Source organism: Nonomuraea rubra, assembly GCF_014207985.1.
GTDB lineage: Bacteria > Actinomycetota > Actinomycetes > Streptosporangiales > Streptosporangiaceae > Nonomuraea > Nonomuraea rubra.
Window position 1 is genome coordinate 1,116,096 of the sequence record NZ_JACHMI010000001.1, and the last position, 23,830, is coordinate 1,139,925.

Below are 23,830 nucleotides of genomic sequence, written 5' to 3' on the forward strand. Positions count from 1 at the left end.
CGCGGGCTGCCGCCGGGGTCAGAAGAGGTCGGGGAGGTTTCCCGGCAGCGGGTAGATCTTCTTGGGGTCGTACTCGTACAGGAAGCTCAGATCCGAGCTCTTGAGCACGATGTCGTCGGGCAGGCTCTCGGCGTAGGCGTACAGCAGCGCCGAGATGCTGGTCCCGCAGGCGAGGTCGCCGTTGCCGATCAGCTTGCGGACGCCGGCGAGCGGCACCCACTCCACCCGCTCCGCCTCCCACGGATGGGCCGGCGCCCCGACGCGGGTCGCGGAGTCGGCCCGGTAGATGTGGTTCAGCCCGTCGGAGAACCCGTTGCCGGGCTGCACCGCGAGCAGCGGCCGCAGGGCGCCCGGGCGCCAGCCGGTCTCCTCCTCGACCTCCCGCGCCGCCGCGTCCACGGGCAGCTCGCCCTCGTCCACCTGCCCGAGCGGGATCTCCCACCCCCAGGTGTCGGTGATGAAGCGATGCCGCCAGATCAGCAGCACCCGGTTGTCCTCGTCGGTGACGACGGCTCCCGCGCCCGGCGCCGTACGGACGAGGCGGTGGTCGAGATGGCGCCCGTCGGGCAACTCCACGTCCGCGATCCGCACGTCGAGCCACGGGTCGAGGTAGACGGACCGTTCGGAGTGGACCTGCCAGCGCATGCGATCAACCCCCGCACCGGAAAATGTTGACCCTACGTTACAAGCCGGCACGTTCCGTAGGTGACCGGATCGCCGAAGTCACTTGCGCAGCTCGACCTCCAGGGTCAGCGGCGTCTGCCGGATCTCGTGCGCGCCGAAGCCGGCCTTCGAGACGAGCGCCTCGAACTCGGCCTTGGTGTACGCCCGCCTCGGCAGGAACGACCGCAGCGCGAACCTGGTGAACGCCCTGGACACCACGCCGATCCCCATCCGCGCCACGTCGTCCCGGACGGCCTGCCTGGACACGTCCCTGCGCAGATCGATGATCAGCCCGGTCGCGCCGGGCCTGAGCACCCGCCGCATCTCGCGCAGCGCCCCCGCCGGGTCGGCGAAGTTCTTGAAGGCGGCGCAGCAGATGAGGAAGTCGAAGGTGTCGTCGTTGAACGGCATGGCCGAGGCGTTGCCGAGCCGGAAGTCCACCGGCACGCCGGCGTCGAGGGCCTTGCCCCGGGCGATCGCGATGAACGTCTCGCTGATGTCGAGCCCCGTGACGGTGTAGTCGCCGGTGCCGGCCAGGGCGATCGAGAGGTAGCCGGGGCCGGGGGCGACCTCCAGGACCCTGGCGCCCTTGGGGGCGTGCTGCCGTACCTTGGCGACCTGCTCGTCGTAGCGGGAGGGGGCCTTGCCGTTGCTGGCGTCGTACCAGCGGGCGATCGTGCCCTCCATGCTCATGCCTCTGTAGGCTTTCGTCATGGCCAACACGATATATCGCGTTATCCGCAAGTCAAGATATATCGTGGTATCGGTGAAGCTCCTGGCGAACAAAGTGCCCGGCGTGTCGCAAGAAAATCTGACTTTTGCCTCGATACGGTAGGCGGATCGCTAGGGGAGACCGGGCAAGTCGGCACGATCTACCCCTGTGGTCTGGTGGAATCTAGTGCTGTGAGTGCTCAGACCTGGCGGTTGGTGCGGCGCGGCAGCGGGGGGCCCGATGTGCCCCCTGTGCTCGATGAGCATCAGCGTGCCGTGGTCGGGCACCGGAGCGGCCCGCTCCTCGTTCTCGCAGGTCCTGGCACCGGCAAGACGACCACGATCGTGGAGAGCGTGGTCGACAGGATCGAGCGGCGCGGCGTCGACCCCGAGCGCGTGCTGATCCTCACCTTCAGCCGCAAGGCCGCCGAGGAGCTGCGCCGCCGCGTCACCGGCCGCCTGCGCCGCACCACGCGCACGCCGGTGGCCATGACGTTCCACTCCTACGCGTACGCGCTGCTGCGCCGCGAGAGCGTGCTGGCGGGCAAGGCGCTGCCGCGCCTGCTCACCGGCCCCGAGCAGCTTCTGGAGATCCGGCGGCTGCTCCACGGCGAGCTGGAGAACGGCGCCCCCGACTGGCCCCAGTCGCTGCGCGAGCCGCTCAAGACGCGCGGTTTCGCCGAGGAGCTGCGCGACTTCCTGTCCCGCGCCAACGAGCGCGGGCTCGACGCCGAACGGCTGGTCGCGCTCGGCCGGCGGCACGGGCGCGCCGACTGGGTGGCGGCCGGGCGCTTCTCCGAGCGTTACCAGGACCGGTTCGACCTCGCCCCCGAGGAGACCTACGACTACGCCGAGCTGGTCGGCGCCGCCACCGCGCTGCTGGCCAGCGCCGAGATCCGGGAGCGCGAGCGGGCCGCGCACGACGTCGTGTTCGTCGACGAGTACCAGGACACCGACCCGGCGCAGGAGCTGCTGCTGTCCCAGCTCGCCGGCGACGGCCGCGACCTGGTCGCGGTGGGCGACCCCGACCAGTCGATCTACGGGTTCAGGGGCGCCGACGTGCAGGGCATCATGAAGTTCCCCGAGCGGTTCAGGACGCTCGACGGCCGGGAGGCGCCGGTGCTGGCGCTGCGCGTGTGCCGCAGGAGCGGCGCCGACCTGCTGGAGGCCTCCCGCCGGGTGGCCGCCAGGCTGCCCGTCGGGCCGGCGCCGACGCGGGAGCCCGGCCAGGACCCTGACGACTGGCCCGACCATCGGCCCGACCATCGGCACGGCCACCGCGACCTCGTCGCGCCGCCGGACGCCGATCCGGGCGACGTGCGCGTGCTGCTGGCCGACAGCACCAGCCAGGAGGCCGCGATCGTGGCCGACACGCTGCGCCGGGCCCACCTGATCGACGGGGTGCCGTGGCACCGGATGGCGGTGCTGGTCCGCTCGGCCAGGCGGCAGGTGCCGCTGCTGCGGCGGGCGCTGACCAACGCCGGCGTGCCGACGATGATCGCCGGTGACGAGGTGCCGATCGCGCAGGAGCCGGGCGTGCGGCCGCTGCTCACGATGCTGCGGGTGGCGCTTGATCCGTCAGAGCTCGACGAGGGCACCGCCGAGGAGCTGCTGACGGGCCCGCTCGGGGGCACCGACATGATCGGCGTACGCCGCCTCCGCCGCGCACTCAAGATCGCCGAGAACGAGGCCATGGGCGTGGCCGCCGACGAGGCGACCGCGCCTAGCGAACCGGCCGAGGCGACCGCGCCAGGCGAACCGGCCGAGGCGACCGCCCCAGGCGAACCGGCCGAGGCGGGCAATCCTGGCGATTCCGCCGAGGCAGGCGCCCCGGCCGAACCCGCCGAGGAGGTGGACGGGCTGCCGTTCAAGGCGCGCTCGTCCGGCGAGCTGCTCGTCGCCGCCATCAAGGACATCCGCGAGCTGACCCGCGTCGAGCCGCACGTCGCGCTCCCCGCCGAGCGCGTGGCCAGGCTGCTGGCCGCCGCCCGCGAGGCCGTGCACCAGGACGGCACCGCCGAAGACCTCCTGTGGACGATCTGGGACGCGAGCGGCCTGGCCCGCCGCTGGAGCGAGCAGAGCCTGTCCGGCGGCCCCAGAGGCGCCCAGGCCGACCGCGACCTCGACGCCGTGGTGGCGCTGTTCGACCACGCGGCCAGGTTCGTGGACCGGATGCCCATGGCGGGGCCCGAGGTGTTCATCGACGACCTGGCGGCCCAGGAGATCCCCGGCGACACGCTGGCCGACCGGGCACCTGACGGCGACGCCGTACGCGTGCTGACCGCCCACCGCTCCAAGGGCCTCGAATGGGACGTCGTGGTCGTGGCGGGCGTCCAGGAGGGCGTCTGGCCGGACCTGCGCCTGCGCGGCTCGCTGCTGGGTGTGGAGGACCTCATCGAGACGGTCGAGGGCGGCGAGCCGAACAGGACCTCGCTGGTCTCCAAGATGCTGGCGGAGGAGCGCAGGCTCTTCTACGTGGCCGCCACCAGGGCCAGGCGCAGGCTGGTGATCACGGCGGTGGGCGGCGAGGACACCGATGAGCGCCCGTCCAGGTTCCTGTCGGAGCTGATGCCCGGCGCGGTGGAGTCGGCCACGGTCGACGACCGGGCCCGCTGGCTGAACATGCCCGCGCTCGTGGCCGACCTGCGCAGCGCGGTGACCGATCCGACCAAGCCGCGCCGGGTCAGGCACGAGGCGGCGCGGCAGCTCGCCCGCCTGGCCGCCGCCGGCGTGCAGGGCGCCCACCCCAACGACTGGTACGCGCTCACCCCGATCTCCGACGACCGCCCCCTGAGCTGGCCGGACGGCGTCGTCAGCATCTCCCCGTCGGCGGTGGAGAGCTTCACCAAGTGCGGCCTGCGCTGGCTGCTGGAGACGGCGGTCGGCGCGGCGGGCACCAGCACCGCCCAGGGCCTGGGCAACATCATCCACGCCCTGGCCGTGCTGGCGGCCACCGACCTGCCCAGCGAGGACCTGCTGGGCGACCGCCTCGACCAGATCTGGAACGACCTGGACTTCGGCGGCGTCTGGTACAACCGCAAGCAGCGCCAGGTGGCCGAGCAGATGATCGGCAAGTTCCTGCGCTGGCACAAGGAGAACCCGCGCGAGCTGGTGGCCCTGGAGGAGGCGTTCACGGCGATGGTGTCGGAGGGCGTCCAGATCAAGGGCCGCGTCGACCGGGTGGAGCGCGACTCCGACAACCGCGCGGTGATCATCGACCTCAAGACGGGCGGCTCCAAGCCGAAGGCGGGCGACCTCGACCGCCATCCGCAGCTCGGCGTCTACCAGCTCGCCGCGCTGCTGGGCGCGTTCGCCCGGCACGGCATGACCGAGCCGGGCGGTGCCGCGCTGGTGCAGCTCGGCAAGGCGGCGGGCAAGAACGACGCGCTGGAGCAGTCGCAGGGCGCGCTGGGTGACGACAAGGACCCCGGCTGGGCCAAGGACCTGGTCGACACCGTGGCGATCGGCATGTCGGGCCCGTTCTTCCAGGCCAAGGTCAACGACGGCTGCCGCACCTGCGCGGCCAGGGCGAGCTGCCCGGTCAACGACAACGGGGGCCAGGTGTGCTGACGCCCGCCGAACTCGCCGGCAAGCTCGGCATCCTCCCGCCCACCCCCGAGCAGGCGACGGTCATCGAGGCCCCGCTGGAGCCGATGGTCGTCATGGCCGGGGCCGGCTCGGGCAAGAGCGAGACCATGGCCGGCCGCGTGGTCTGGCTGGTCGCCAACGGCCTGGTCAAGCCGGAGAACGTGCTGGGCCTGACGTTCACCAGGAAGGCCGCCGCCGAGCTGGCCACCAGGGTCCGGGAGCGGCTCAACGGCCTGGCCGAGGCCGGGCTGGTCGAGCCGGGCGCGCTCGACAACGAGCCCACCGTGTCCACCTACCACGCCTACGCCGCCCGCCTGGTCACCGACCACGCGCTGCGCGAGGGCCTGGAGCCCACCATGCGCCTGGTCACGCCCGCCGTGTCGTGGCAGCTCGCCTCGCGGGTGGTGGCGATGTACGACGGGCCGATGGACAAGATCGAGCTGGGCCCGCCCTCGGTCACCGCCGCGCTGCTGGAGCTGGCGGGCGAGCTGTCGGAGCACCTGCGCTCGCCCGCCGACGTACGGCGCGTGGGGGAGTGGCTGGAGGCCAGGCACGCCGCGCTCCCGGGCAGGACGACGCTGGCCCAGCGCAAGCCGCTGAGCGTGCACTCGGCCAGGGAGCAGCTGCTGCCCCTGGTGGAGCGGTACGAGCGGCTCAAGCGCGGCCGCGAGGTCATCGACTACGGCGACCAGATGTCGCTGGCCGCCAGGATCGCCGCGAACCACAAGGAGGTCGGCGAGATCGAGCGGGGCCGTTACTCGGTGGTCCTGCTCGACGAGTACCAGGACACCAGCCACGCCCAGCTCGTCCTGCTGCGCTCGCTCTACGGCGGCGGCCACCCGGTCACCGCCGTCGGCGACCCGTGCCAGTCGATCTACGGCTGGCGCGGCGCCTCGGCGGGCAACCTGCGCCGCTTCCCGCAGGACTTCCGCACGGCCACCGGCGACCCGGCCCCGGTCCGCCAGCTCAGCGTCAGCTTCCGCAACGGCGACCGCGTGCTCGACGTGGCCGCCCGCGTCCAGCTCCCGCTGCGCATGGAGGCCCGCGAGGTCCCCGTGCTGGTCCCCGGCGCGAACCGGGTCGAGCGCGGCCGCGTCACCTGCGCCTTCCACGAGACCGCCGAGGACGAGGCCAAGTGGATCGCCGAGGGCGTCTTCAGGCTCCTCGGCCAGGAGACCGCGCCCGACGGCCTGCCCTGGGGCGAGAAGGAGCGCAAGAAGACCCTCGCGTTGCAGCCCCAGGACGTCGCCATCCTGGCCCGCAAGCGCTCGCAGTTCCCCGCCATCCGCAGGGCGCTGGAGGAGCGCGACATCCCGGTCGAGGTGGTGGGCCTGGGCGGCCTGCTGACCGTGCCCGAGGTGAACGACATCGTGGCCACCCTCCGCGTCCTTTACGACCCCACGGCGGGCGACGCGCTGGCCAGGCTGCTGGCCGGGCCCCGCTGGCGGATCGGCCCCGCCGACCTCCGAGTGCTGGGCGAGCACGCCCGCACGCTGGCCCGCGAGCTGAGCGAGAGCCACCGCGAGGACGACCCGCTCGACCAGGTGGTGGCCGACCTGGCGGAGGAGCGAGGCAGCCTGGTGGACGCGCTGGACGAGCTGCCCGACAGGGAGGAGTGGCTGGAGCCGTTCTCGCCGCTGGCCCGCACGAGGCTGGTGGCGCTCGCCCAGGAGCTGCGGCACCTGCGCGCGCACACCGCGCAGCCGCTGCCCGACCTGATCAGCGAGGTGGAGCGCAGGCTCGGCCTGGACATCGAGGTGGCGGCGCGCAGCGGCACGGTGGGGGCGTTCGCGGCGCGGGCCGACCTCGACGCGTTCCTCGACGCGGCCTCCAGGTTCGCGGGCGACGCGGAGGATCCGACGCTGGGGGCGTTCCTGGCCTACCTTCAGGCGGCGGAGAGCGAGGAGTTCGGCCTGGAGGCGGGCCGGGTCGGCGAGAGCAACAGCGTCAAGCTGATGACCGTGCACGCCTCGAAGGGCCTGGAGTGGCCGGTCGTGGTGGTGCCCGGCCTGTCGCAGCTCGTGAGCTCGAAGGGCACGATCGCGACCGGCAGCATCTTCCCCGCCACGCCGGTGATGAACAGCCGGTGGACGGAGAACCCGCGCAAGCTCCCGTACGCGCTGCGCGGCGACGCCGCCGACCTGCCCCGGCTGGGCGGGCTGAGCAAGGAGGAGCTGGCGGCGTTCGACGAGCACTGCCGCGAGCGGGACCTGATGGAGGAGCGCAGGCTGGCGTACGTGGCCGTGACGCGCGCCCACTACCACCTGATCGCCTCCGGTTACCGCTGGGGCAGCGCGACCAAGCCGCTGGAGCCGTCCGACTTCCTGCTGGAGATCCGCGACACCGCCGACCGCATCTCATTCTGGGCGGACGACCTCGCGGAGGGCGCCACGAACCCGCTGCTGGCCGAGCCCGCCGAGGCCACCTGGCCGGTCGAGCCCGAGGGGCTGCGCTACGAGTCGGTGCTCGACGGCGCCCGCCTGGTCGAGGACGCGCTGGCGGGCACGCTCGGGCCGTACGAGGACGAGCCGGTCAAGGCGTACGAGGAGGAGCGGCTGCGGGCCTGGCAGCGTGACACGGACCTGCTGCTGCGCGAGCGGGAGCTGCACCGGCGCAAGCCCGCCACCACGGTCGAGCTGCCGATGAAGCTGACCGTGTCGTCGCTGGTCACGCTGGCCGCCGACCCGCGCGAGCTGGCCCGCAGGATCCGCCGTCCCGTGCCGAAGAAGCCCGCGCCGCTGGCCCGCCGGGGCACCTCGTTCCACAAGTGGCTGGAGACGCGCTGGGACCAGCAGCGGCTGATCGACGACCTGGAGCTGTACGACGAGGAGCTCGAAGAGGCCGATGTCCGGCTGGCGGAGCTGCAGGAGCGGTTCGAGCAGAGCGAGTGGGCCGACCGGCGGCCGGTGGACCTGGAGGTGCCGTTCGAGACGATGATCGCCGATCGGCTGGTGCGCGGGCGCATGGACGCCGTCTTCGAGCGGCCTGGTGGCGGCTACGAGGTCGTCGACTGGAAGACCGGGCAGCCGCCGAGGGGCAAGAAGGCCACCAGGGCCGCCTCCGTGCAGCTCGCCGCGTACCGGCTGGCCTGGTCGCACCTGGCGGAGGTGCCGCTGGAGGAGGTGGGCGCGGCCTTCCACTACGTCCGCGCCAACCGCACCGTACGCCCGGTGGACCTGCTCGACGCCGCCGGGCTGGTGGAGCTGATCGAGCGGGTCAGGCTCGTAGATGGTGGAACGCCGGCTTCGGGTGCATGAGGAAGTCGTGGTGCGAGATGTTCCAGGCGTAGGCTCCGGCCATCTCGAACACCACGGTGTCTCCCACGCCCACCGAGGTCACGATATTTCGGGCGAAGACGTCTTTCGGGGTGCATAGCTGGCCGACGAGCGTGACCGGCTCGTCGGTGAAGTCCGGCCTGCCGCCCGGCAGCACGGTGAACGGCTGGTCGTGCCCCTTCGTCGCCGGCGTGCGCAGGTGGTGGGTGCCGCCCAGCAGGATCGCGTACGCCTGGCCGCGCACCCGCTTCACGTCCACGACCCTGGTCACGTAGTACCCGCAGTAGACGGTCAGCGCCCGGCCCGGCTCGATCCGCAACCGCCTGCCCCGGCCCAGCCCGGCCAGCCCGCTGCCGTACGCCTCCCAGTCGAAGCGGGACCAGGGCGACTCGTACGACACCGCCATCCCGCCGCCGAGGTTGACCTCCTCGTAGGGGTTGTCCAGCAACCGCCGCGCCAGCCCCAGCAACTGCTCCGCGTCGAGCCCGCTGGCCAGGTGGGTGTGCAGGCCGCGCAGCCGTACGCGGTCGCCGAACAGCGGCAGGCACTCGGCCACGCCGTTTTCGTCCATCCCGAACGGCCCGCTCATCGTCAGCGCCGCGCCCTCGACCGGCAGGTCCGGGTTGAGCCTGAGCAGCACGTCGGCCTCCAGCCCGGTGGCGAGCAGGCGGCGCAGCTCGTTCGGGGACTCGACGTGCAGGCGGTGGTGCGGCAGGCGCAGCTCGGCGTCCGTCTTGCCGGGCCCGCCCAGCGCCACCTTCGCGCCCGGGAACAGTCCGGTGACGTGCGCGTGCTCGCCCGCCGACGACACCTCGAACCCGTCCACGTGCCCGGCCAGCACCCTCAGTACCTCGGCGTCGGGGTTGGCCTTGACCGCGTAGTACAGCTCGACGGCGCCCAGCGCGCGCCGCACGGACGCGACGTGCTCGTCCAGCGCGGGCAGGTCGTAGAGGTAGGCGGGCACCCCGGGCAGGGCCGCGGCTGCCGCCAGGACGCGGGGATCGATCGCGGCGGAGGCCGGGACGCGGGGGCCGGTCATGCGAGCGGGTTCGCGATCGGGACGTAACCGGCGGCGCGGTCGGCCGCTCTGGCCCAGCGCACGCCCAGGTTCGCCTTGGCGGGCAGCGGCGCGCCGGCCAGCAGGTCCGACAGCGGCAGCGGCCACCCCAGCCCCGCCGCCTGCCGGTCGAACAGGTCCCTGGCGGTCCGCCACAACTCGCGCAGCAGCTGGTCGTCCGTGCCCGCGAGCGTGGCGGCGATCTCGGTGAGGTGGTTGACGAGCAGGCAGTACACCACGCGCGCCCAGCCGCGCTCGGCGTCGTAGGTGAACGCGCGCGCCACCTCGGGCTGCAGCCCGCCGAGGTCGTGGCGCCCCGCGACGAGCTTGGTGCCCTCCAGATCGCGGAAGACGGCCTCCACGGGCAGGCCGTCGCCGTCCAGCCCGACCAGGACGTTCTGCAGATGGGGCTCCAGCACCACGCCGTGCGCGAAGTACAGCTCCAGGACCGGCAGCGCGACCACCTCGACGTACGAGCGCCACCACGTCACCGGGTCGGGCGCCTTCACCTCCAGGGCCAGGGCGCCGGCCAGGATCGGGGTGACGCTGGCGGAGCAGACGGCCCAGGGGCTCTGCCTGACGATCACGCCCAGGCCCTCGTGCAGCCTGCGCCCGGACGCGGCCGACCGGTACCCGGGCTCGGGGAGCCAGCGAGTCGCGGGGTGCTTGACGGAGATCTCGGCGAAGATCGGCCTGAGCCGCTCGGTGAGCTCCACGGCCCCGGCCAGCTCGTACCAGGCGTTCTTCCGTACGCAGTTGGTGATCCGCACGTCCAGGGAGAACTTCAGGCAGACCTCCGCCTCCGGCACGTACACCGTCCGGACCGACGACGTCGGCACCACGGTCGGCCCCGGCCCCAGGTCGATCAGCTCGCTCCCGAGCACCGGCCCCAGCAGCCGGAGCTGCCACGGATGCGCCGGCAGCACCCGGTAACCGCCGGGCCCGCGCCCCATGCCGTCCAGCGCCGACGCGTCGCCGCCCTCGGCCACCGCGTCCTCCGGCACGCCGAGCAGCCGGACGGGGAACCGGGCGTGCGCCTCGGGCGCGTACGCCAGCCAGCCGTCCCCGCCCCGCGCCTTGGGGCTGGGATGGAACGGGTGCCCGTACACCAGCGCCTGCTCCGAGGCCAGCCACGGATCGGCGGGCGGCACAGCCGCGGCCCTGGCCCGCAGAATGGCCGCCACCGCGTCCCTGCTGGCCGCCACCTGCTCGGCGAACTCCCCGTTGTACCCCTGCGCCCCGCCGTGCGCCTCCACCCCGCCTCGCACCGGTGGCCCGCCGGGGACCTCCACCAGCCCGCCCTGCCCCTGCAGTTCTGTCTCGACCAGGCGGACCAGCTCGTCGGCCGTCAGCGGCCGCCACGCGCCGGCCTCCAGCCGCTCGGGCGGGCCGTCGAAGCGCAGCGCCGCCCCGCCATGGGTACGGGCCCGCAGCAGCGTGCCCGCCACCCGCAGCAGCAGGTACGGCGGAGCCGGCCACACCAGGCCACGCGGCCCGGCCACCTCCCGCACGCAGCAGCGCAGCAGGCCCGCCAGCGTCGCCTGCTCGGCAGGGCCGGAAGGCGCGTCGATGGCCAGTCCGTGCATGTTCAGGCTCTCCTCAGGTAGTTCGGCCCGCTGGTGCCGTAGAACTTGTTGACGTCGCGCGCCCCGGAACGTTCCTTCGAGACGAGCGTGCCAGCGGTGATCATGGACTTGCCGGTCAGCCTGGCCGCGTCGAGCGTCCTGGCGCGCAGGAGCCTGGCCATGGGGTCGTCGCCGTACTCGTCGAGCGCTTCGGCCAGCGTGTCCCGCAGCAGCGCGGCGGCCCGGTCGTGCGGCAGCGCGCCGAACACCACGGCGGCGGCCGCCAGGTGCAGCGTGATGGTCACGAAGACGTCGGCCAGGGCGTGGGGGTCGTCGTTCAGCATGCGCTCGTCCGCGAACTCCGGCACCGCGACCCCCGCGGCCCGCAGCCTCGACGGGGAGGCCAGCAGCCCGTCGTTGTCCTTGACCAGCAGCTTGAGCCGGTCGCCCTGGAAGAGCAGCGCCAGGTTCTGCTGGTGCGCCTCGAGCGCGACGCCGTAGCGCACGAACAGCCGTACGTTCCACCGCAACAGCAGCCGCAGATAACCGGGCAGCACGTCACCCAGCTCGTCGAGCACACCGGGAACGGCCAGCGCGGCCACCGGCACGATCCTCCCCTCGGGCAGCCGCCGCACCATCCAGGCGAGGTACTCGTGCCCGGCGTCCGCGTACGTCTGCTCGTCGGCGAGCACCACGTCGGGCCCGGCCAGCTCCCGCAGCAGCAACTCGGCCCTGGCGCCGTCGGCCAGCGTCCCCGGCTTGATCGACCGCCGGTTCCTGGCACCCAGGGTGCTGATCGGCAGCGGCAGCTTGAGATGCAGCCGCGGCCCGACCTCCACGGTCCGCATGGACAACGTCGGCTGTACTGTCACCGCCGCCTCGTCCAGCACCCGCACCCCGTCGATCTTCCGCACCTCGTCCACGGCCAGCGGATGCACGGGGAACAACACCTCATCGGCGTCCGCGAGGCTGTGCGCCGTGGGGCTGCGCGCCTTCGCGGACGCGCCGGCCCAACCCGGCGCCGCGTCGGCGGGTAGGTGTACGGCGGAGCCCGGCGCGAGCGCCCGCCGCGGAACCACCGCCCACCGCAACTCGAACGACCCCCCGAACTCCGGCGCGTAGGCCAGCAGTTCGGCCTCCGACAACCCCACCCGAGCCCGCGAAGTCGGATAAACAGGATGATCCACAGCAGCGGCCAGCACCTCGTACGAGCCCTCCGGCACAGCCGCCTTCCGCTCGTCGAACAACTCCAAGGCCCCCAGCGCCGCCACACACTCCTCGAAGAACGCCGCCACCCCCTGGGCGTCCTCGCCCGGGGAGACCTCGACCAGCGTCTCCAGCACCTGCTCCAGCCCCAGCCGCTCCTCCGCCGCCACCACGAAGTCCTGGAACAACACCCCCGGCGCGAGCCGCACCCACCGCCCATCGGCCAGCGGCAGCCCCACCCCGTCCTTGGTCCGGGTGACGCGGGAGGCCAGCCCGCCGTAGTCCTCGCGCAACAGCGCGTCCAGCACCCGAGCGGCCAGGTAGGCCTCCCGCGACCTCATTCGACCACCCACGGCCGCGCGGCCCGGAACTCCTCGACCACGGCGTCCACCCGCTCCCGGGACGGCCCGACGGCCCGCACCACGCCGAGGTAGTCACGGTTGGTACGGGTCAGGGTGACAACGTCCCCAACGGCCCGCAGCGGCCGGTGCCACAGCCGTACGTCCTCCAGGACCACGGACTCGTGCCCGGGCGCGCTCTTGACGACCCCGGCCCGATCGGCGACCACGCTGACCGCAGCCCCGAAGCGGGAAACCTCCGGAACGGCAGGCACCCGCGCCCCCAGATGCACCCCCAGGATCCACTCGAACACCGGCACCCCGAGCACGTCCCCCAGCAGGAAGTCGCAGTGATCGCCGATCACCCGGTAGTTCACCTCGACGATCCGCGGCCCACCGGCGGTGACCACGTACTCGGTGTGACAGGCCCCGAACCCGACCCCCAGCGCCCGCAACGCCCCCAGCACATGCTGCTGTGACCCGTCGGAAGGAGCCCAGTCCAGCCGCTCCTCGACGAAGTACGGCAACGCCCCCAGCGTCGTCTCGAACCCGCCGAGCACCCGCAGCCCGCCCTCGTCCCCCAGCGTCTCCAGCGTCCGCAGCGGCCCTTCGAGGTACTCCTCCACGACCAGGGACTCGCCGGGCCGCCGCCGCCTCACCTCGGCCACGGCCCGCTCCAGCCCGCTCTCGACCAGCATCACGTCCTCGCTGGCCACCCCCTCGCGGGGCTTGAGCACCACGGGGTACGGCACCTGCGACGGCACCGGATCGCCGGGCCCGAGCCGTACGGAGAAGACCTGCTCGACCCCCGCCTCCCGCAGCCTGCGCCGCATCAGGAACTTGTTCTTCGCCGCCGCGCACGCCCGCCAGTCCTTGCCCGGCAGCCCGAAGTAGTCCGCGGCCAGCGCGGTCTCGGTCTGCAGGTGGTCGGAGTTGGAGAAGATCGCGTCCGGCCTGCCGAGGTGTTCGATGGTGTCGATCAGCGCGCGCGGGTCGCGCACGTCGCACGGCACCGCGGACGGATGCCGCTCGGGCCGGTCGGTGAGGATGGTCACCTCGCAGCCGAGCGCCCGGGCCGCAGGCAGGAAGCCGTCCGTCACGGAATCGGTTGGTTTGAGCGCGGTCAGGTAGAGCCGCAACGCGAAGGCACCCCCGAAGAATCAGGTAAGGCTAACCTAACCCGTCGAATCTTAGCCCTTCAGAGATCACCACGGCGCGCGGATACCGTAAACACCGGCTAACTGCGAGGTCATAGGATGACATGGGACTCAGGAGGGGGCGGCACCAGTGGAGACCGCGGAAGAGCAACTCATCGGCCCGCTACTGCTTGCGCGGGGGACCATCGACCGATCCTCGGCGTTGCGGGCCGACGATCGGTGGCTGGAGCGGGCCTGGGCGGATCCCGCGACCAAGGTGCTGGTGATCGACAACGGTCACACGCTCGTGCGGCGGGTGGGTGACGACGTGCAGGCGGTGCTGTTCACGCCCGCCGACGCACCTCCCGGTGAGCGCTACCTCCTGGGCGTCGAGGACGGCGTCGCCTACTTCGCCGTCGCCGCGCCGCTGCCCGGCCTGCCCAAGGGCGACATCAACGGCCGCGTGACGATCCCGATGTCGCTGCGCGACACGCCGGAGGGGGAGCCGGTGGCGGCCGGGCTGCGCCAGGTCGGCGGCCTGCTCGGCGACCGCGACGCGGGCCTGCTGGTCTACGCCGTCGCGCTGGAGGCGTGGCACGCCACCCACGAGTTCTGCCCGCGCTGCGGCACGCGCACCGCGGTGCAGGCCGGCGGTCACATCCGGGTGTGCCCGAAGGACTCCAGCCAGCACTTCCCACGCGTCGACCCCGCGGTGATCATGCTGATCCGCGACGAAGCCGACCGCTGCCTGCTGGCCCGCGGGCCGCAGTGGCCGGAGGGGCGGCTGTCGATCCTGGCGGGGTTCGTGGAGCCGGGGGAGTCGCTGGAGGCGGCCGTCGTGCGCGAGGTGGCCGAGGAGGTCGGCATCGCCGTCACCAGCCCGCGCTACCTCGGCAGCCAGCCCTGGCCGTTCCCGCGCAGCCTCATGCTGGGCTTCTTCGCCGAGGCCGTGACCACCACGCTCACGCCCGACGCCGAGGAGATCGCCGAGGCGCACTGGTTCTCGCGGGAGGAGCTGGCGCGGGCGCTGGAGTCGGGGGAGCTGCGCCTGCCGCCGCCCGTCTCGATCGCTCGCCGCCTGATCGAGACCTGGTACGGCGGCGAGCTCGTCGGCGACTGGTGATCAGGCTGCTCCGAGCAGCGCCTTGACCTCGAGGGCGGAGGGGTTCGTCCGGACCACGCGCCCCTTGGGCGTCTCGATCACGACGGTCGGCACGACCTGGTTGCCGTTGTTGACGCTCATCACGAACTCCGCCGCCGACTGGTCACGCTCGATGTCGATGTCGTCGAAGCTGATGCCCTCGCGGGTGAGCTGGGCCTTGAGCCGCTTACATGGGCCGCACCACGTGGTGCTGTAGACCGTGAGCGCCATCTTGGGACATCCCTCCAAGGTCAGGTAACGGGCGATCCGTGCAACAACGCGCAGCGCCCGTCTAATCCCGGATTACCCGATTCGAGCGGCGATCCACGCCTGCACCCGCTCGGCCACGCCCGGCTCCCGGTAGAGCGGCGAGCTGTGGTTCGTGCCCGGCTGCGTGAACACCGACACCTGCACCCCCACCTGCCCGAGCATCTGCTTGAGCAACTGGCTCTGCACCGGCGGCACGAACTCGTTCTCGGAGTGGATGGTCAGCATCGGGGCGTCGTTACGGCTGGCGTGCCAGGCCACCTCCATGCTCGCCCAGATGCGCGAGCACTTGCCCTTGGGCGCGCAGCCGCCGGCCAGCTTGATCGCGGCCGTGCGCAGCTTGCGCTTGCTGGCGTTGTCGCTCTTCTCGCCGTCGGAGTACGCGCGCAGCGGCGAGATGATCGGCGAGAGCCCCACCACGCCCTTGAGCCCGCCGATGCCGTCGCCGTACGTGCCCACCGCCGCCGCGATGTGCCCGCCGGCGGAGAAACCCATGAGCACGTAGTTGTTCGCGTCGAACGCGTACCGGTCGGCGTGCTTGCGCGCCGCGGCGATGGCGGCCAGCGCGTCGGTACGCTGCGCGGGCCAGGCCGCGTCACCCGACAGGCGGTAGTTGAGGTTGAAGACCGTGTACCCCAGCTCGGCGTAGCTGCGGGTGATCTCCCTCATGTACTTCTTGTCGCCGCTGGACCACCAGCCGCCGTGGATGAGGAAGATCCCCGGCCGCTGCTGCCCGTCGGGCGTCCACCAGACATCCATGCTCTGGCGCTTGTGCGAGCCGTACTGGACTGTCTCCATCGACAACCCGCCGATGCCCTCGGCGTCTACGGGGTTGTCCACCGTGGGAGCTGGGGTCGGCTCCATGGACGCGCTCGCGGCGACGGGTGTGAGCGCGACGGCAGCGAGCGCCAGAGCGCTCACGGAAACCGCAGTTCGCACGGCCTTCCTTTCCCCCATGCAATGGTCGGGCCCCATTGTGGGGGAAAAGACCAGTTCTTTGCATCTTGTTGACGACTAGCTTACGAACATAGTTCGGCCCCGCATGTTGCCAGAATAAAGTGGTTCTCCGCCAGCGGCTGGGAGGATACACACGTGAACGACGCGGACGACGTACTGATCGGACTCGATCCCGAGCAGCGCGCTGTCGCCGAGGCCGTGCGCGGGCCGGTGTGCGTGCTGGCCGGCGCGGGGACGGGCAAGACCCGGGCGATCACCCACCGCATCGCGTACGCGGTGCGCAGTGGCGTGGTCGACGCGCAGAGCGTGCTGGCTGTGACGTTCACCACGCGCGCGGCGGGAGAGCTGCGCCAGCGGCTGCGCGCGCTCGGCGCGCCCGGGGTGCAGGCCCGCACGTTCCACGCCGCGGCGCTGCGCCAGCTCACCTTCTTCTGGCCGCGCGTGATCGGCGGCACCGCCCCGTCGGTCATCGAGTCCAAGCTGCCCGTCCTCGGCGAGGCGTGCCGCAGCCTGCGGCTCACCCCCGAGCGCTCCGAGCTGCGCGACATCGCCTCCGAGGTCGAGTGGGCCAAGGTCACGCAGATCGGCCCCGAGGACTACGTGGCGGCCGCGACGAAGTACCACCGCACGCCGCCGATCCCGGCCGAGCAGCTCAGCCGCGTCTACGAGGCGTACGAGCGGATCAGGCGCGAGCGCCACCTGGTCGACTTCGAGACCATCCTGGAGCTGACCGCGGCCGTGATGACCGAGCACCAGGAGGTGGCGGCGCAGATCCGCCAGCAGTACCGCTACTTCGTGGTCGACGAGTACCAGGACGTCAACCCGTTGCAGAAGCTGCTGCTCGACACCTGGCTCGGCGGTCGCGACGACGTCTGCGTGGTCGGCGACCCCAACCAGACGATCTACTCCTTCACCGGCGCCAGCCCGCGCTACCTGACCGGGTTCGGGGTGGAACATCCGAACGCGTCCGTCATCAAGCTGGTCCGCGACTACCGCTCCACCCCGCAGGTCGTCGACCTGGCCAACCTGGTGATCGCCAAGGGCCGCTCGCCGCACCGCCTGGAGCTGGTCGCCCAGCGGCCCGACGGGCCCAAGCCGCTCTTCAACGAGTACGACGACGAGCCCGCCGAGGCCGCCGGAGTGGCCAGGGGCATCAGGAAGCTGCTCGACAAGGGCGTGCCCTCGCGCGAGATCGCCGTGCTGTTCCGGGTCAACTCCCAGTCGGAGGCGTACGAGGAGGCCCTGACCAAGGCGGAGATCCCGTACGTGCTGCGCGGCGCCGAGCGCTTCTTCGAACGTCCGGAAGTACGCCAGGCGGTCGTGCTGCTGCGCGGCGCCGCCCGTTCCGCCGCCGGCGAACCCCTGGCCGCGGAGGTCCACAACATCCTGCGCCTCAGTCCCACGCCTCCGGGGGGAGGCAAGGAACGGGAGAAGTGGGAGTCGCTCAAGGCCCTGGCCGACCTGGCCGAGGACATGGCGGCGGAGGGGGCCGACCTGCCCGCGTTCGTCGCCGAGCTGGAGCGCCGCGCCTCCGAGCAGCACGCGCCGCCCGTCGAGGGCGTCACCCTGGCCTCGCTGCACGCCGCCAAGGGCCTGGAGTGGGACGCCGTCTTCCTCGTCGGGGTCACCGACGGCATGCTGCCCATCATCTACGCGGAGACCCCCGACCAGATCGAGGAGGAGCGCCGCCTGCTCTACGTCGGCGTCACGCGGGCCAGGGAGCACCTGTCGATCTCCTGGGCCCTGGCCCGCGCGCCGGGAGGCCGCAAGAGCCGCCGCCCGTCCCGCTTCCTCGACGGCCTCACCGGCCGCGCCGCGTCCCCGCCGCGCCTGGCGCCGCCCACCCGCGAGCGCCGCCAGGTGGCCACGCCGGTGAGCTGCCGCGTGTGCGCCAAGACGCTGGTCAACGCCGCCGAGCAGAAGCTCGGCCGCTGCTCGACCTGCCCCGCCGACTACGACGAGGCGCTGCTCGAACGCCTCAAGGCGTGGCGTACCGCCACGGCCAAGGAGAGCAAGGTGCCGCCGTACGTCATCTTCACCGACGTGACGCTGCAGGCCATCGCCGAGCGCGCGCCGGTCACCGAGCAGGAGCTGCTCTCGATCGCCGGCGTCGGCCGAGTCAAGCTCGACCGGTACGGCGAGGCCGTTCTGTCCCTGTGCCGGGGTTCGTAACGGAGCCGAAACCCGGCCGGGGCATCATCGGACAAACCAGACCCCCTCATGGGGTGGAATGGACGGCACGCCAAACTTGTCCAGGGACCGGTAACCATGAGGGGGAACGTGTCCCGATGACCGGTGACCACGAGGGGGACGCACACGTGAACTCGGCGCTCAAGGAGCTGCTCGATCTGCTCGACCTGGAGCAGATCGAGCTCGACATCTTCCGCGGCAGGAGCCCGGAGGAGCGCATCCAGCGTGTCTTCGGCGGTCAGGTGGCGGCGCAGGCCCTGGTGGCCGCCGGCCGCACGGTCCCCAAGGACAGGAACGTGCACTCGCTGCACGCCTACTTCATCCGCCCGGGCGACCCCTCCATCCCGATCGTCTACAACGTCGAGCGGCTGCGCGACGGGCGGTCGTTCACCACCCGGCGTGTGGTGGCCGTCCAGCACGGCAAGGCCATCTTCACGATGTCCGCCTCGTTCCACGTCTTCGAGGAGGGCGTCTCGCACCAGGCCTCGGTGATGCCCTCGGTGCCCGACCCGGAGACGCTGCCGACGTTCCAGGACCGGATGTACGAGCTCGTCGGCGACCACCCGGAGCTGCGCGAGTGGTTCACCCGCCCCCGGCCGGTGGACGCGCGCTACGCCTCGCCGCTCACGTGGGAGGCGTTCCAGAACCCCGAGCTGCGCAGCGCGCAGACGAACGTGTGGTTCCGCTACCACGCCGACCTGCCCGACGACCCGCTCCTGCACGTGGTGCTGGCCGCGTACGCGTCCGACTTCACGCTGGTCGACACGATACTGCTGGCCCACGGCATGGCCTGGGGCGCCTCGAACGTCATGGGCGCCTCGCTCGACCACGCCATGTGGTTCCACCGCCCCTTCAGGGCCGACGACTGGCTGCTCTATGCTCAGGAGTCACCGTGGTCGGCGGGGGCTCGAGGGCTCGCGCGGGGTGAGATGTACACCGCGTCGGGTGACCTCGTGGTCTCAGTCGTCCAGGAGGCCATGATTCGCCTCACGAATTAGGCGAAATCGCAGGTAGAAAATATGTTGCCCCTTCCCGGCTTCCCGGTTTAGGGTCATGGTCAAGCGAGTCGGACAGGTCTGTTCCGACGATCCAGAGAGAGAAGGTGAGTCCGGGTGATCAGCATTCAGATGTCGGCCACGCAGTGGCTCGCCTTCGCATGCCGCGACTCGGTGAGACTCGCAGATGGGTCCGCCAAGCTGCGGCAGGAGAAGTCTGCCCGTAGCCAGGCCGCCGCCTTCTACGCGCGCGCCCACGTCGGTGTGGCCGCCATGCCAGGCGCTCCTGTCTACGAGGGACGTATCGAACTGCCGGCCAACCAGCTCACCAAGGGTGGACTGTGCGGTCCGCAACCCTGGAGGGATGCTCCGGTCATAACCTGACCGGCACATAGCAGCCTCCAGGCCGCGGATCCGCACACAGGATCCGCGGCCTTCTTGTTTGTCCGTGATCCTCCGACCACCTATGAGGTGCCCGACTAAAGATCAAAGATCGATCGAAGGAGAAGCAGATGGGGGCGAAGACGATCATGGACCTGATCGACGAAGCCAAGATCCCCTGTCGTACCGACCCTGACCTGTGGTTCGCCGAGTCGCCGGAGGACGTCGAGTTCGCCAAGGCACTCTGCGGCGGCTGCCCGATCCAGAAGGCCTGCCTGGCCCGCGCGCTCGAGCGCGAGGAGCCGTGGGGCGTCTGGGGCGGCGAGCTGATCCTCAGGGGAACCGTTGTTCCCCGCAAGCGTCCGCGCGGGCGTCCCCGCAAGCACCCGGTCGCTGCCTGACCGCCATCTCCACCCACGCACCAGAAAGCGAAACAAACCAATGACGACTCGACCGAGCAGGAGCCGAGCAGTGCCGGATCTCATCCATGACCTGGTCAATGACCGAATACAAACCCTCCACCGAGAGGCGGAGGAGCAACGCCTCATCCTGCGCGTCACGCGCGTGCAGCGGGCGCGGCGAGAGGTCAAGCGGGCGAACGACCGCCTGCGCCAGGCCCTGAGCCGCCAGATCTGATCCGGAGATCCTGCCGCCGGCGCAGGATCTCCCGTCAGATCCTTTCCTGAGAGCCGGGCGCACCGAGCGCCCGGCTCTTACCTTTGCTCCCCTTTGCTTCCCTTGCTCCCCAGACCGAGCGCCCGGCCTTTCCGTCGCCGTCCGCACCGCACGACGTGAGCCGCCGCCCCTGCACGGATCCGCTCCTCGCCACCTGACGCCGGCCGCCTTCTCACTTTCCCGGAGACTCGACCGCTGGGTTTCATCCCGCGCTGCCGGGCACCCTCCTACGCCCTCAACCGGCGGGGCTCGCCCCTCGCGACCCCAACGCCACCATCGGCTCCTCCTCCGCGTTCCAGAGCCGCGTCACCATCCACGCGACCCCCACCGCCGCCATCACCAGCCCGCCCAGATAGACCGGCTCCGGCACCACGTTCCGCAGCGACCCGGGCACCATGCCCACCCCGTAGAGCACCACGCCCACCACAGGCATGACCCCGCTCCTGACCGCCGCCACGCTGAACGTCACCACCCCCACCAGCAGAACGGCCGACGTCACCAGGAACGCCCGCCCCGTCCCCCCGGCCAGCAGCTCGCTCACGGTGCCGCCACCCAGGTAGGGAAAGACGAAGTGCAGCGTGTACTCGACCGCGAACGCCCCGGCCAGCCCGGCCGAGTTGAGCACGTACCCGACGAGCCCGAGCGCCCCGGCACGAACCCGGATGAGCAGGTAGATACCGGTGATCGCGAGTAACCCGGTCAGCGCCGCGAACGGTGCGATGGCATGGGTGAACGCTGTCTCGGGCAGCAACCCACCCCGCCGGGCGGCGTTGACGACGAGCAGCCCGGCGCAGGCGAACCCCGCCACCGCCGCGACCCGTTGAACACTCATGGACGAATCCCCTTTCCTTGAACCCATGGCACCCGCCCTCCGGAACCGGACCTCTCACCTCCGGCCGATAAGGCGATAACGCTCGTTATGATGCGCGTTATCGCCCGCTATGGTGAGGGGGTGCCGAGAGCCGTAAGCACCCCGAAAGAACTCGGCGCCCTGCGCCAGGACCTCCTGGACGCGGCCCTGCGCATCCTCCGCGAACAAGGCGCCCCCTCCCTGACCCTCCGCCGCGTCGCGGACGCCGCCGCCACCTCCACCATGGGCATCTACACCTGCTTCGGCAGCCGCGCCGGCCTCCTGGAGGCGGTCTACGAGCACGGCTTCCACCTCCTCCACGAGGCGCTGACCACCTCCCTGAACGGCCACACGGACCCGCCGGCCAGGATCATGGCGATCGCGTACGGCTACAGGCGGTTCGCCCTGACCCACCCGGCCCTGTACGCGCTGATGTTCGAGCGCCCGCTCCCCGACTTCGACCCTTCGCCCGAGCAACGCCACGACGCCCTCCGCCGCTGCTTCGGCCTGCTAGTCGAGGCCACCACGGCAGCGACCCGAGCCGGCCTCATCCGCTCCTCGAACCCGGAGCGCTCCGCCTACCTCGTATGGACCACGATCCACGGCCTCGTCAGCATCGAACTCACCTGCTCGCTCCGCACCCCGCTACCCGGCTGGTTCCTGAACTCGCGCGAGGAAGGCGAGCGCATCCTCACCGACGGCATCCAGGCCCTCCTCGCCGGCCTCACCTGACCAGGCACGGGCACAATGCGCCGACCGGCAGGACACGTGCGAGCATGTGCCCTGCCGGCCGGCCAACGAGCCGCCCACCGCCGGTCACCCATGAGGCCCGTGCGGAAGATCAAACCTGACGGGAACGCCACCGGCGAACAGCCCTGCCCAACCGCCGATCACCCGTGCGCCCCACTCGCGCCCCAAGAGGACCACGAAGGCTCACGCACTCGGTGACGGCGCCATGCACTCAGGGAGACGTGAGACAACGCACGGCGCTCAACTCGACAGGCACACCCTTGAGCGACGGATCCACCGTCGTCGTCACCTCACCCGCCCGCGAGGCCAGACACTCCCCGGCCCGAACCGGATCGACGACGGCACTCGCAGCCGGGGCCACCACGAACACCCCTACGGCAACCAGGGCAGCACCCGCCAGCAGGCGCGCGGATCGGTGCATCTGCATCCCCCCAAGAGAGAGTAACGATTGGCACTCGAATAATTACACATCGTAGTCACCGCCCAACAGTGCCTTCCCAGACTCCGCCCCACCACCGCGCTCTCGCGCACGTGGCCCGGCCACCGTGCCGCCCTGTAACCGAGCCTTCTCACACGCAGCCTGCGACGGTGCCGGCCCCACCACTGTGCGCTCTCGCAGACCGCCCGCCATCGTGCTCTCCCGCACGGGCCTGGCCACAGACGTCTCCCACGCGGCGCCCGGCCACCGTGTACCACCCACCTGCCACTCAGCAGGTGCCGTTCAGCCGATCGCGAGCGGCTGGTCGTCGGGGTCGTCGGCGAAGCCGGGCACCCAGCGGATCACCTCGTCCCGGAAGCGCGCCGTGGTGCCGAGCTGGCAGAGCACGCCGACCCCAGCCGCATGCACGCGGTGGATGAGCACGTACGATGGCGGCAGGTTGAGCTGCCGGATCACGTTGGTGGGGCGGAGGTCGGCGACGCTGGCGGCCTGGGCCTGGAGCCATTCCCGGCTGAACGTGAACTCCTCGACCGCCGTCGGCTCCACGTACGGGGCGAGGAAGGCACGCAGCGCGTCCGGGTCGATCTCGATGTCCTGGCGGATGAACCCCTCCTTGCGCAGGCCCGCCGTGACGGTCTCCATGTCGCCCTGGTTGAAGATGCGGGTGAGCTGGCCGAAGGCCTTGGGGTAGCCGTCGGGCAGCCGGTTGACCGCGCCGAAGTCGAGCACGCCCAGCTTGCCGTTGGCGAGCATGCGGAAGTTGCCCGGGTGCGGGTCGGCGTGGAGCATGCCGACGCGGGCGGGGGAGCAGAACAGGAAGCGTACGAAGAGCAGGCCGGCGCGGTCGCGCTGCTCCTGGGTGCCGTCGGAGATGATGCGCGACAGCGGGGTGCCTTCCATCCACTCGGTGACCAGCACCATCTCGTTGGCCGCCACCACATCGGGGACGTGGAAGTCGGGATCCTCGTGGAACTCGAGGGCGAAGGCGTGCTGGGCCTCGGCCTCTCGCAGGTAGTCGAGCTCCTCCGCGATCCGCTCGCGCAGCTCGCCCAGCAGCGCCTTCATGTCGAGCCCCGGCAGTAGCGCGCCGAACAGCTTGCCCAGCCGGGCGAGCTGGGAGAAGTCGCCGAGCAGGGCCTTGCCCGCCCCCGGATACTGGATCTTGACGGCCACCTCCCTGCCGTCGTGCCACACGGCCTTGTGCACCTGGCCGATCGAGGCCGCCGCCGTCGGCTGATCGTCGAACGACAGGAAGTGCTCCCGCCAGCCGTCACCCAGCTGCTCCGCCAGAACCTTGTGCACCGTCGACACGGGCAGCGGCGGGGCTGACTCCTGGAGCTTGGTCAGCGTGGCGCGATAGGGGCCGGCGATCTCCTGCGGCAGCGCCGCCTCGAAGATGGACAGCGCCTGCCCCAGCTTCATGGCGCCGCCCTTGAGCTCGCCGAGCACCTTGAAGACCTGCTCGGCGGTGCGCTGCTGAACCTCCTGGGCCACCATCTCCGCGGACTTGCCCCCGATGCGCTTGCCCAGCCCAAGGGCGGCGCGACCGGCGAAGCTGAGCGGAAGGGTGGCCAGTTTGGCCGAACGCGTGACAGCACGGCGCGGAAGATCGCTCACACTGATGCGCGGAACCTCGGCGAGATACC

At 71.5% G+C, this 23,830-nt stretch carries 19 protein-coding genes; 9 read left to right on the forward strand and 10 right to left on the reverse strand.

What is annotated here, in order from left to right; genetic code table 11:
• Window positions 1-18 precede the first annotated feature (18 nt).
• Window positions 19-645 (reverse strand): NUDIX hydrolase, encoded by a 627-nt coding sequence (locus tag HD593_RS05175; protein ID WP_185100964.1) that lies wholly within the window; start codon window positions 643-645, stop codon window positions 19-21.
• A 78-nt stretch (window positions 646-723) separates the two neighbouring features.
• Window positions 724-1,377 (reverse strand): class I SAM-dependent methyltransferase, encoded by a 654-nt coding sequence (locus HD593_RS05180; RefSeq protein WP_185100965.1) that lies wholly within the window; start codon window positions 1,375-1,377, stop codon window positions 724-726.
• Window positions 1,378-1,626: 249 nt separating this feature from the next.
• On the opposite strand from HD593_RS05180, the gene HD593_RS05185 reads away from it, so the two are divergent.
• Together HD593_RS05185 and HD593_RS05190 are read left to right on the forward strand one after the other, a co-directional pair.
• On the forward strand, window positions 1,627-4,944 hold the full coding sequence (locus HD593_RS05185) for an ATP-dependent helicase (RefSeq protein ID WP_185100966.1): 3,318 nt from the start codon (window positions 1,627-1,629) through the stop codon (window positions 4,942-4,944).
• Window positions 4,938-8,219, forward strand: a complete 3,282-nt coding sequence (locus HD593_RS05190; RefSeq protein WP_185100967.1) for an ATP-dependent helicase — start codon at window positions 4,938-4,940, stop codon at window positions 8,217-8,219. The genes HD593_RS05185 and HD593_RS05190 overlap by 7 nt, the downstream gene beginning before the upstream one ends.
• Here HD593_RS05190 and HD593_RS05195 read toward each other — a convergent pair.
• The 4 genes from HD593_RS05195 to HD593_RS05210 are packed head-to-tail and all read right to left on the reverse strand — an operon-like array spanning window position 8,179 to window position 13,542.
• Window positions 8,179-9,276, reverse strand: coding sequence for a type III PLP-dependent enzyme domain-containing protein (locus tag HD593_RS05195; RefSeq protein WP_185100968.1), 1,098 nt, complete (start codon window positions 9,274-9,276; stop codon window positions 8,179-8,181). The two genes, HD593_RS05190 and HD593_RS05195, sit on opposite strands and share 41 nt — an antisense overlap.
• A complete protein-coding gene (locus HD593_RS05200; protein ID WP_185100969.1) occupies window positions 9,273-10,880 on the reverse strand; it encodes an IucA/IucC family protein in 1,608 nt (535 codons plus the stop codon). Before HD593_RS05200 ends, HD593_RS05195 begins: the two co-directional genes overlap by 4 nt.
• Before the next feature lie 2 nt (window positions 10,881-10,882).
• Window positions 10,883-12,406, reverse strand: a complete 1,524-nt coding sequence (locus tag HD593_RS05205) for an IucA/IucC family protein (protein ID WP_185100970.1) — start codon at window positions 12,404-12,406, stop codon at window positions 10,883-10,885.
• Window positions 12,403-13,542: an ATP-grasp domain-containing protein gene (locus tag HD593_RS05210; protein ID WP_185100971.1), complete on the reverse strand. Its 1,140-nt coding sequence runs from the start codon at window positions 13,540-13,542 to the stop codon at window positions 12,403-12,405. The genes HD593_RS05205 and HD593_RS05210 overlap by 4 nt, the downstream gene beginning before the upstream one ends.
• A gap of 148 nt (window positions 13,543-13,690) precedes the next feature.
• On the opposite strand from HD593_RS05210, the gene nudC reads away from it, so the two are divergent.
• Window positions 13,691-14,662, forward strand: coding sequence for an NAD(+) diphosphatase (nudC, locus tag HD593_RS05215; protein ID WP_185100972.1), 972 nt, complete (start codon window positions 13,691-13,693; stop codon window positions 14,660-14,662).
• On the opposite strand, the gene HD593_RS05220 is transcribed toward nudC, so the two are convergent.
• Entirely contained in the window at window positions 14,663-14,911 is a 249-nt protein-coding gene (locus HD593_RS05220) for a glutaredoxin domain-containing protein (RefSeq protein WP_185100973.1), read from the reverse strand. It abuts the gene before it with no gap.
• A gap of 72 nt (window positions 14,912-14,983) precedes the next feature.
• On the reverse strand, window positions 14,984-15,886 hold the full coding sequence (locus tag HD593_RS05225) for an alpha/beta hydrolase (protein ID WP_312903363.1): 903 nt from the start codon (window positions 15,884-15,886) through the stop codon (window positions 14,984-14,986).
• Window positions 15,887-16,039: 153 nt separating this feature from the next.
• Between HD593_RS05225 and HD593_RS05230 the strand changes: the two genes are divergently transcribed.
• From HD593_RS05230 to HD593_RS05250, 5 genes are all read left to right on the forward strand, one after another.
• Window positions 16,040-18,076 (forward strand): ATP-dependent DNA helicase UvrD2, encoded by a 2,037-nt coding sequence (locus tag HD593_RS05230; RefSeq protein WP_185100974.1) that lies wholly within the window; start codon window positions 16,040-16,042, stop codon window positions 18,074-18,076.
• A 116-nt stretch (window positions 18,077-18,192) separates the two neighbouring features.
• Window positions 18,193-19,092, forward strand: coding sequence for an acyl-CoA thioesterase II (gene tesB, locus HD593_RS05235; protein WP_185100975.1), 900 nt, complete (start codon window positions 18,193-18,195; stop codon window positions 19,090-19,092).
• 114 nt (window positions 19,093-19,206) lie between these two features.
• On the forward strand, window positions 19,207-19,473 hold the full coding sequence (locus HD593_RS05240) for a hypothetical protein (RefSeq protein ID WP_185100976.1): 267 nt from the start codon (window positions 19,207-19,209) through the stop codon (window positions 19,471-19,473).
• Between the two features lie 128 nt (window positions 19,474-19,601).
• The gene (locus HD593_RS05245) at window positions 19,602-19,871 is read left to right on the forward strand and encodes a WhiB family transcriptional regulator (protein WP_103964555.1); all 270 of its coding nucleotides are present in this window, start codon (window positions 19,602-19,604) and stop codon (window positions 19,869-19,871) included.
• A 70-nt stretch (window positions 19,872-19,941) separates the two neighbouring features.
• Window positions 19,942-20,106, forward strand: a complete 165-nt coding sequence (locus HD593_RS05250) for a hypothetical protein (RefSeq protein ID WP_185100977.1) — start codon at window positions 19,942-19,944, stop codon at window positions 20,104-20,106.
• A gap of 274 nt (window positions 20,107-20,380) precedes the next feature.
• On the opposite strand, the gene HD593_RS05255 is transcribed toward HD593_RS05250, so the two are convergent.
• Complete coding sequence (locus tag HD593_RS05255) at window positions 20,381-20,977, reverse strand: hypothetical protein (protein WP_185100978.1); 597 nt, start codon at window positions 20,975-20,977, stop codon at window positions 20,381-20,383.
• Window positions 20,978-21,097: 120 nt separating this feature from the next.
• Here HD593_RS05255 and HD593_RS05260 point away from each other — a divergent pair, with 120 nt between their 5' ends.
• A complete protein-coding gene (locus tag HD593_RS05260) occupies window positions 21,098-21,727 on the forward strand; it encodes a TetR/AcrR family transcriptional regulator (protein WP_185100979.1) in 630 nt (209 codons plus the stop codon).
• Between the two features lie 739 nt (window positions 21,728-22,466).
• Here HD593_RS05260 and HD593_RS05265 read toward each other — a convergent pair.
• On the reverse strand, window positions 22,467-23,801 hold the full coding sequence (locus tag HD593_RS05265) for an ABC1 kinase family protein (protein ID WP_185100980.1): 1,335 nt from the start codon (window positions 23,799-23,801) through the stop codon (window positions 22,467-22,469).
• Between the last annotated feature and the right edge of the window lie 29 nt (window positions 23,802-23,830).

Bases quoted from the DNA above. Each gene is read 5' to 3' on its own strand.
- HD593_RS05175 (WP_185100964.1), bottom strand. From the start codon at position 645: ATGCGCTGGCAGGTCCACTCCGAACGGTCCGTCTACCTCGACCCGTGG.
- HD593_RS05180 (WP_185100965.1), bottom strand. From the start codon at position 1,377: ATGACGAAAGCCTACAGAGGCATGAGCATGGAGGGCACGATCGCCCGC.
- HD593_RS05195 (WP_185100968.1), bottom strand. From the start codon at position 9,276: ATGACCGGCCCCCGCGTCCCGGCCTCCGCCGCGATCGATCCCCGCGTC.
- HD593_RS05200 (WP_185100969.1), bottom strand. From the start codon at position 10,880: ATGCACGGACTGGCCATCGACGCGCCTTCCGGCCCTGCCGAGCAGGCG.
- HD593_RS05205 (WP_185100970.1), bottom strand. From the start codon at position 12,406: ATGAGGTCGCGGGAGGCCTACCTGGCCGCTCGGGTGCTGGACGCGCTG.
- HD593_RS05220 (WP_185100973.1), bottom strand. From the start codon at position 14,911: ATGGCGCTCACGGTCTACAGCACCACGTGGTGCGGCCCATGTAAGCGG.
- tesB (WP_185100975.1), top strand. From the start codon at position 18,193: ATGACCGGTGACCACGAGGGGGACGCACACGTGAACTCGGCGCTCAAG.
- HD593_RS05245 (WP_103964555.1), top strand. From the start codon at position 19,602: ATGGGGGCGAAGACGATCATGGACCTGATCGACGAAGCCAAGATCCCC.
- HD593_RS05255 (WP_185100978.1), bottom strand. From the start codon at position 20,977: ATGAGTGTTCAACGGGTCGCGGCGGTGGCGGGGTTCGCCTGCGCCGGG.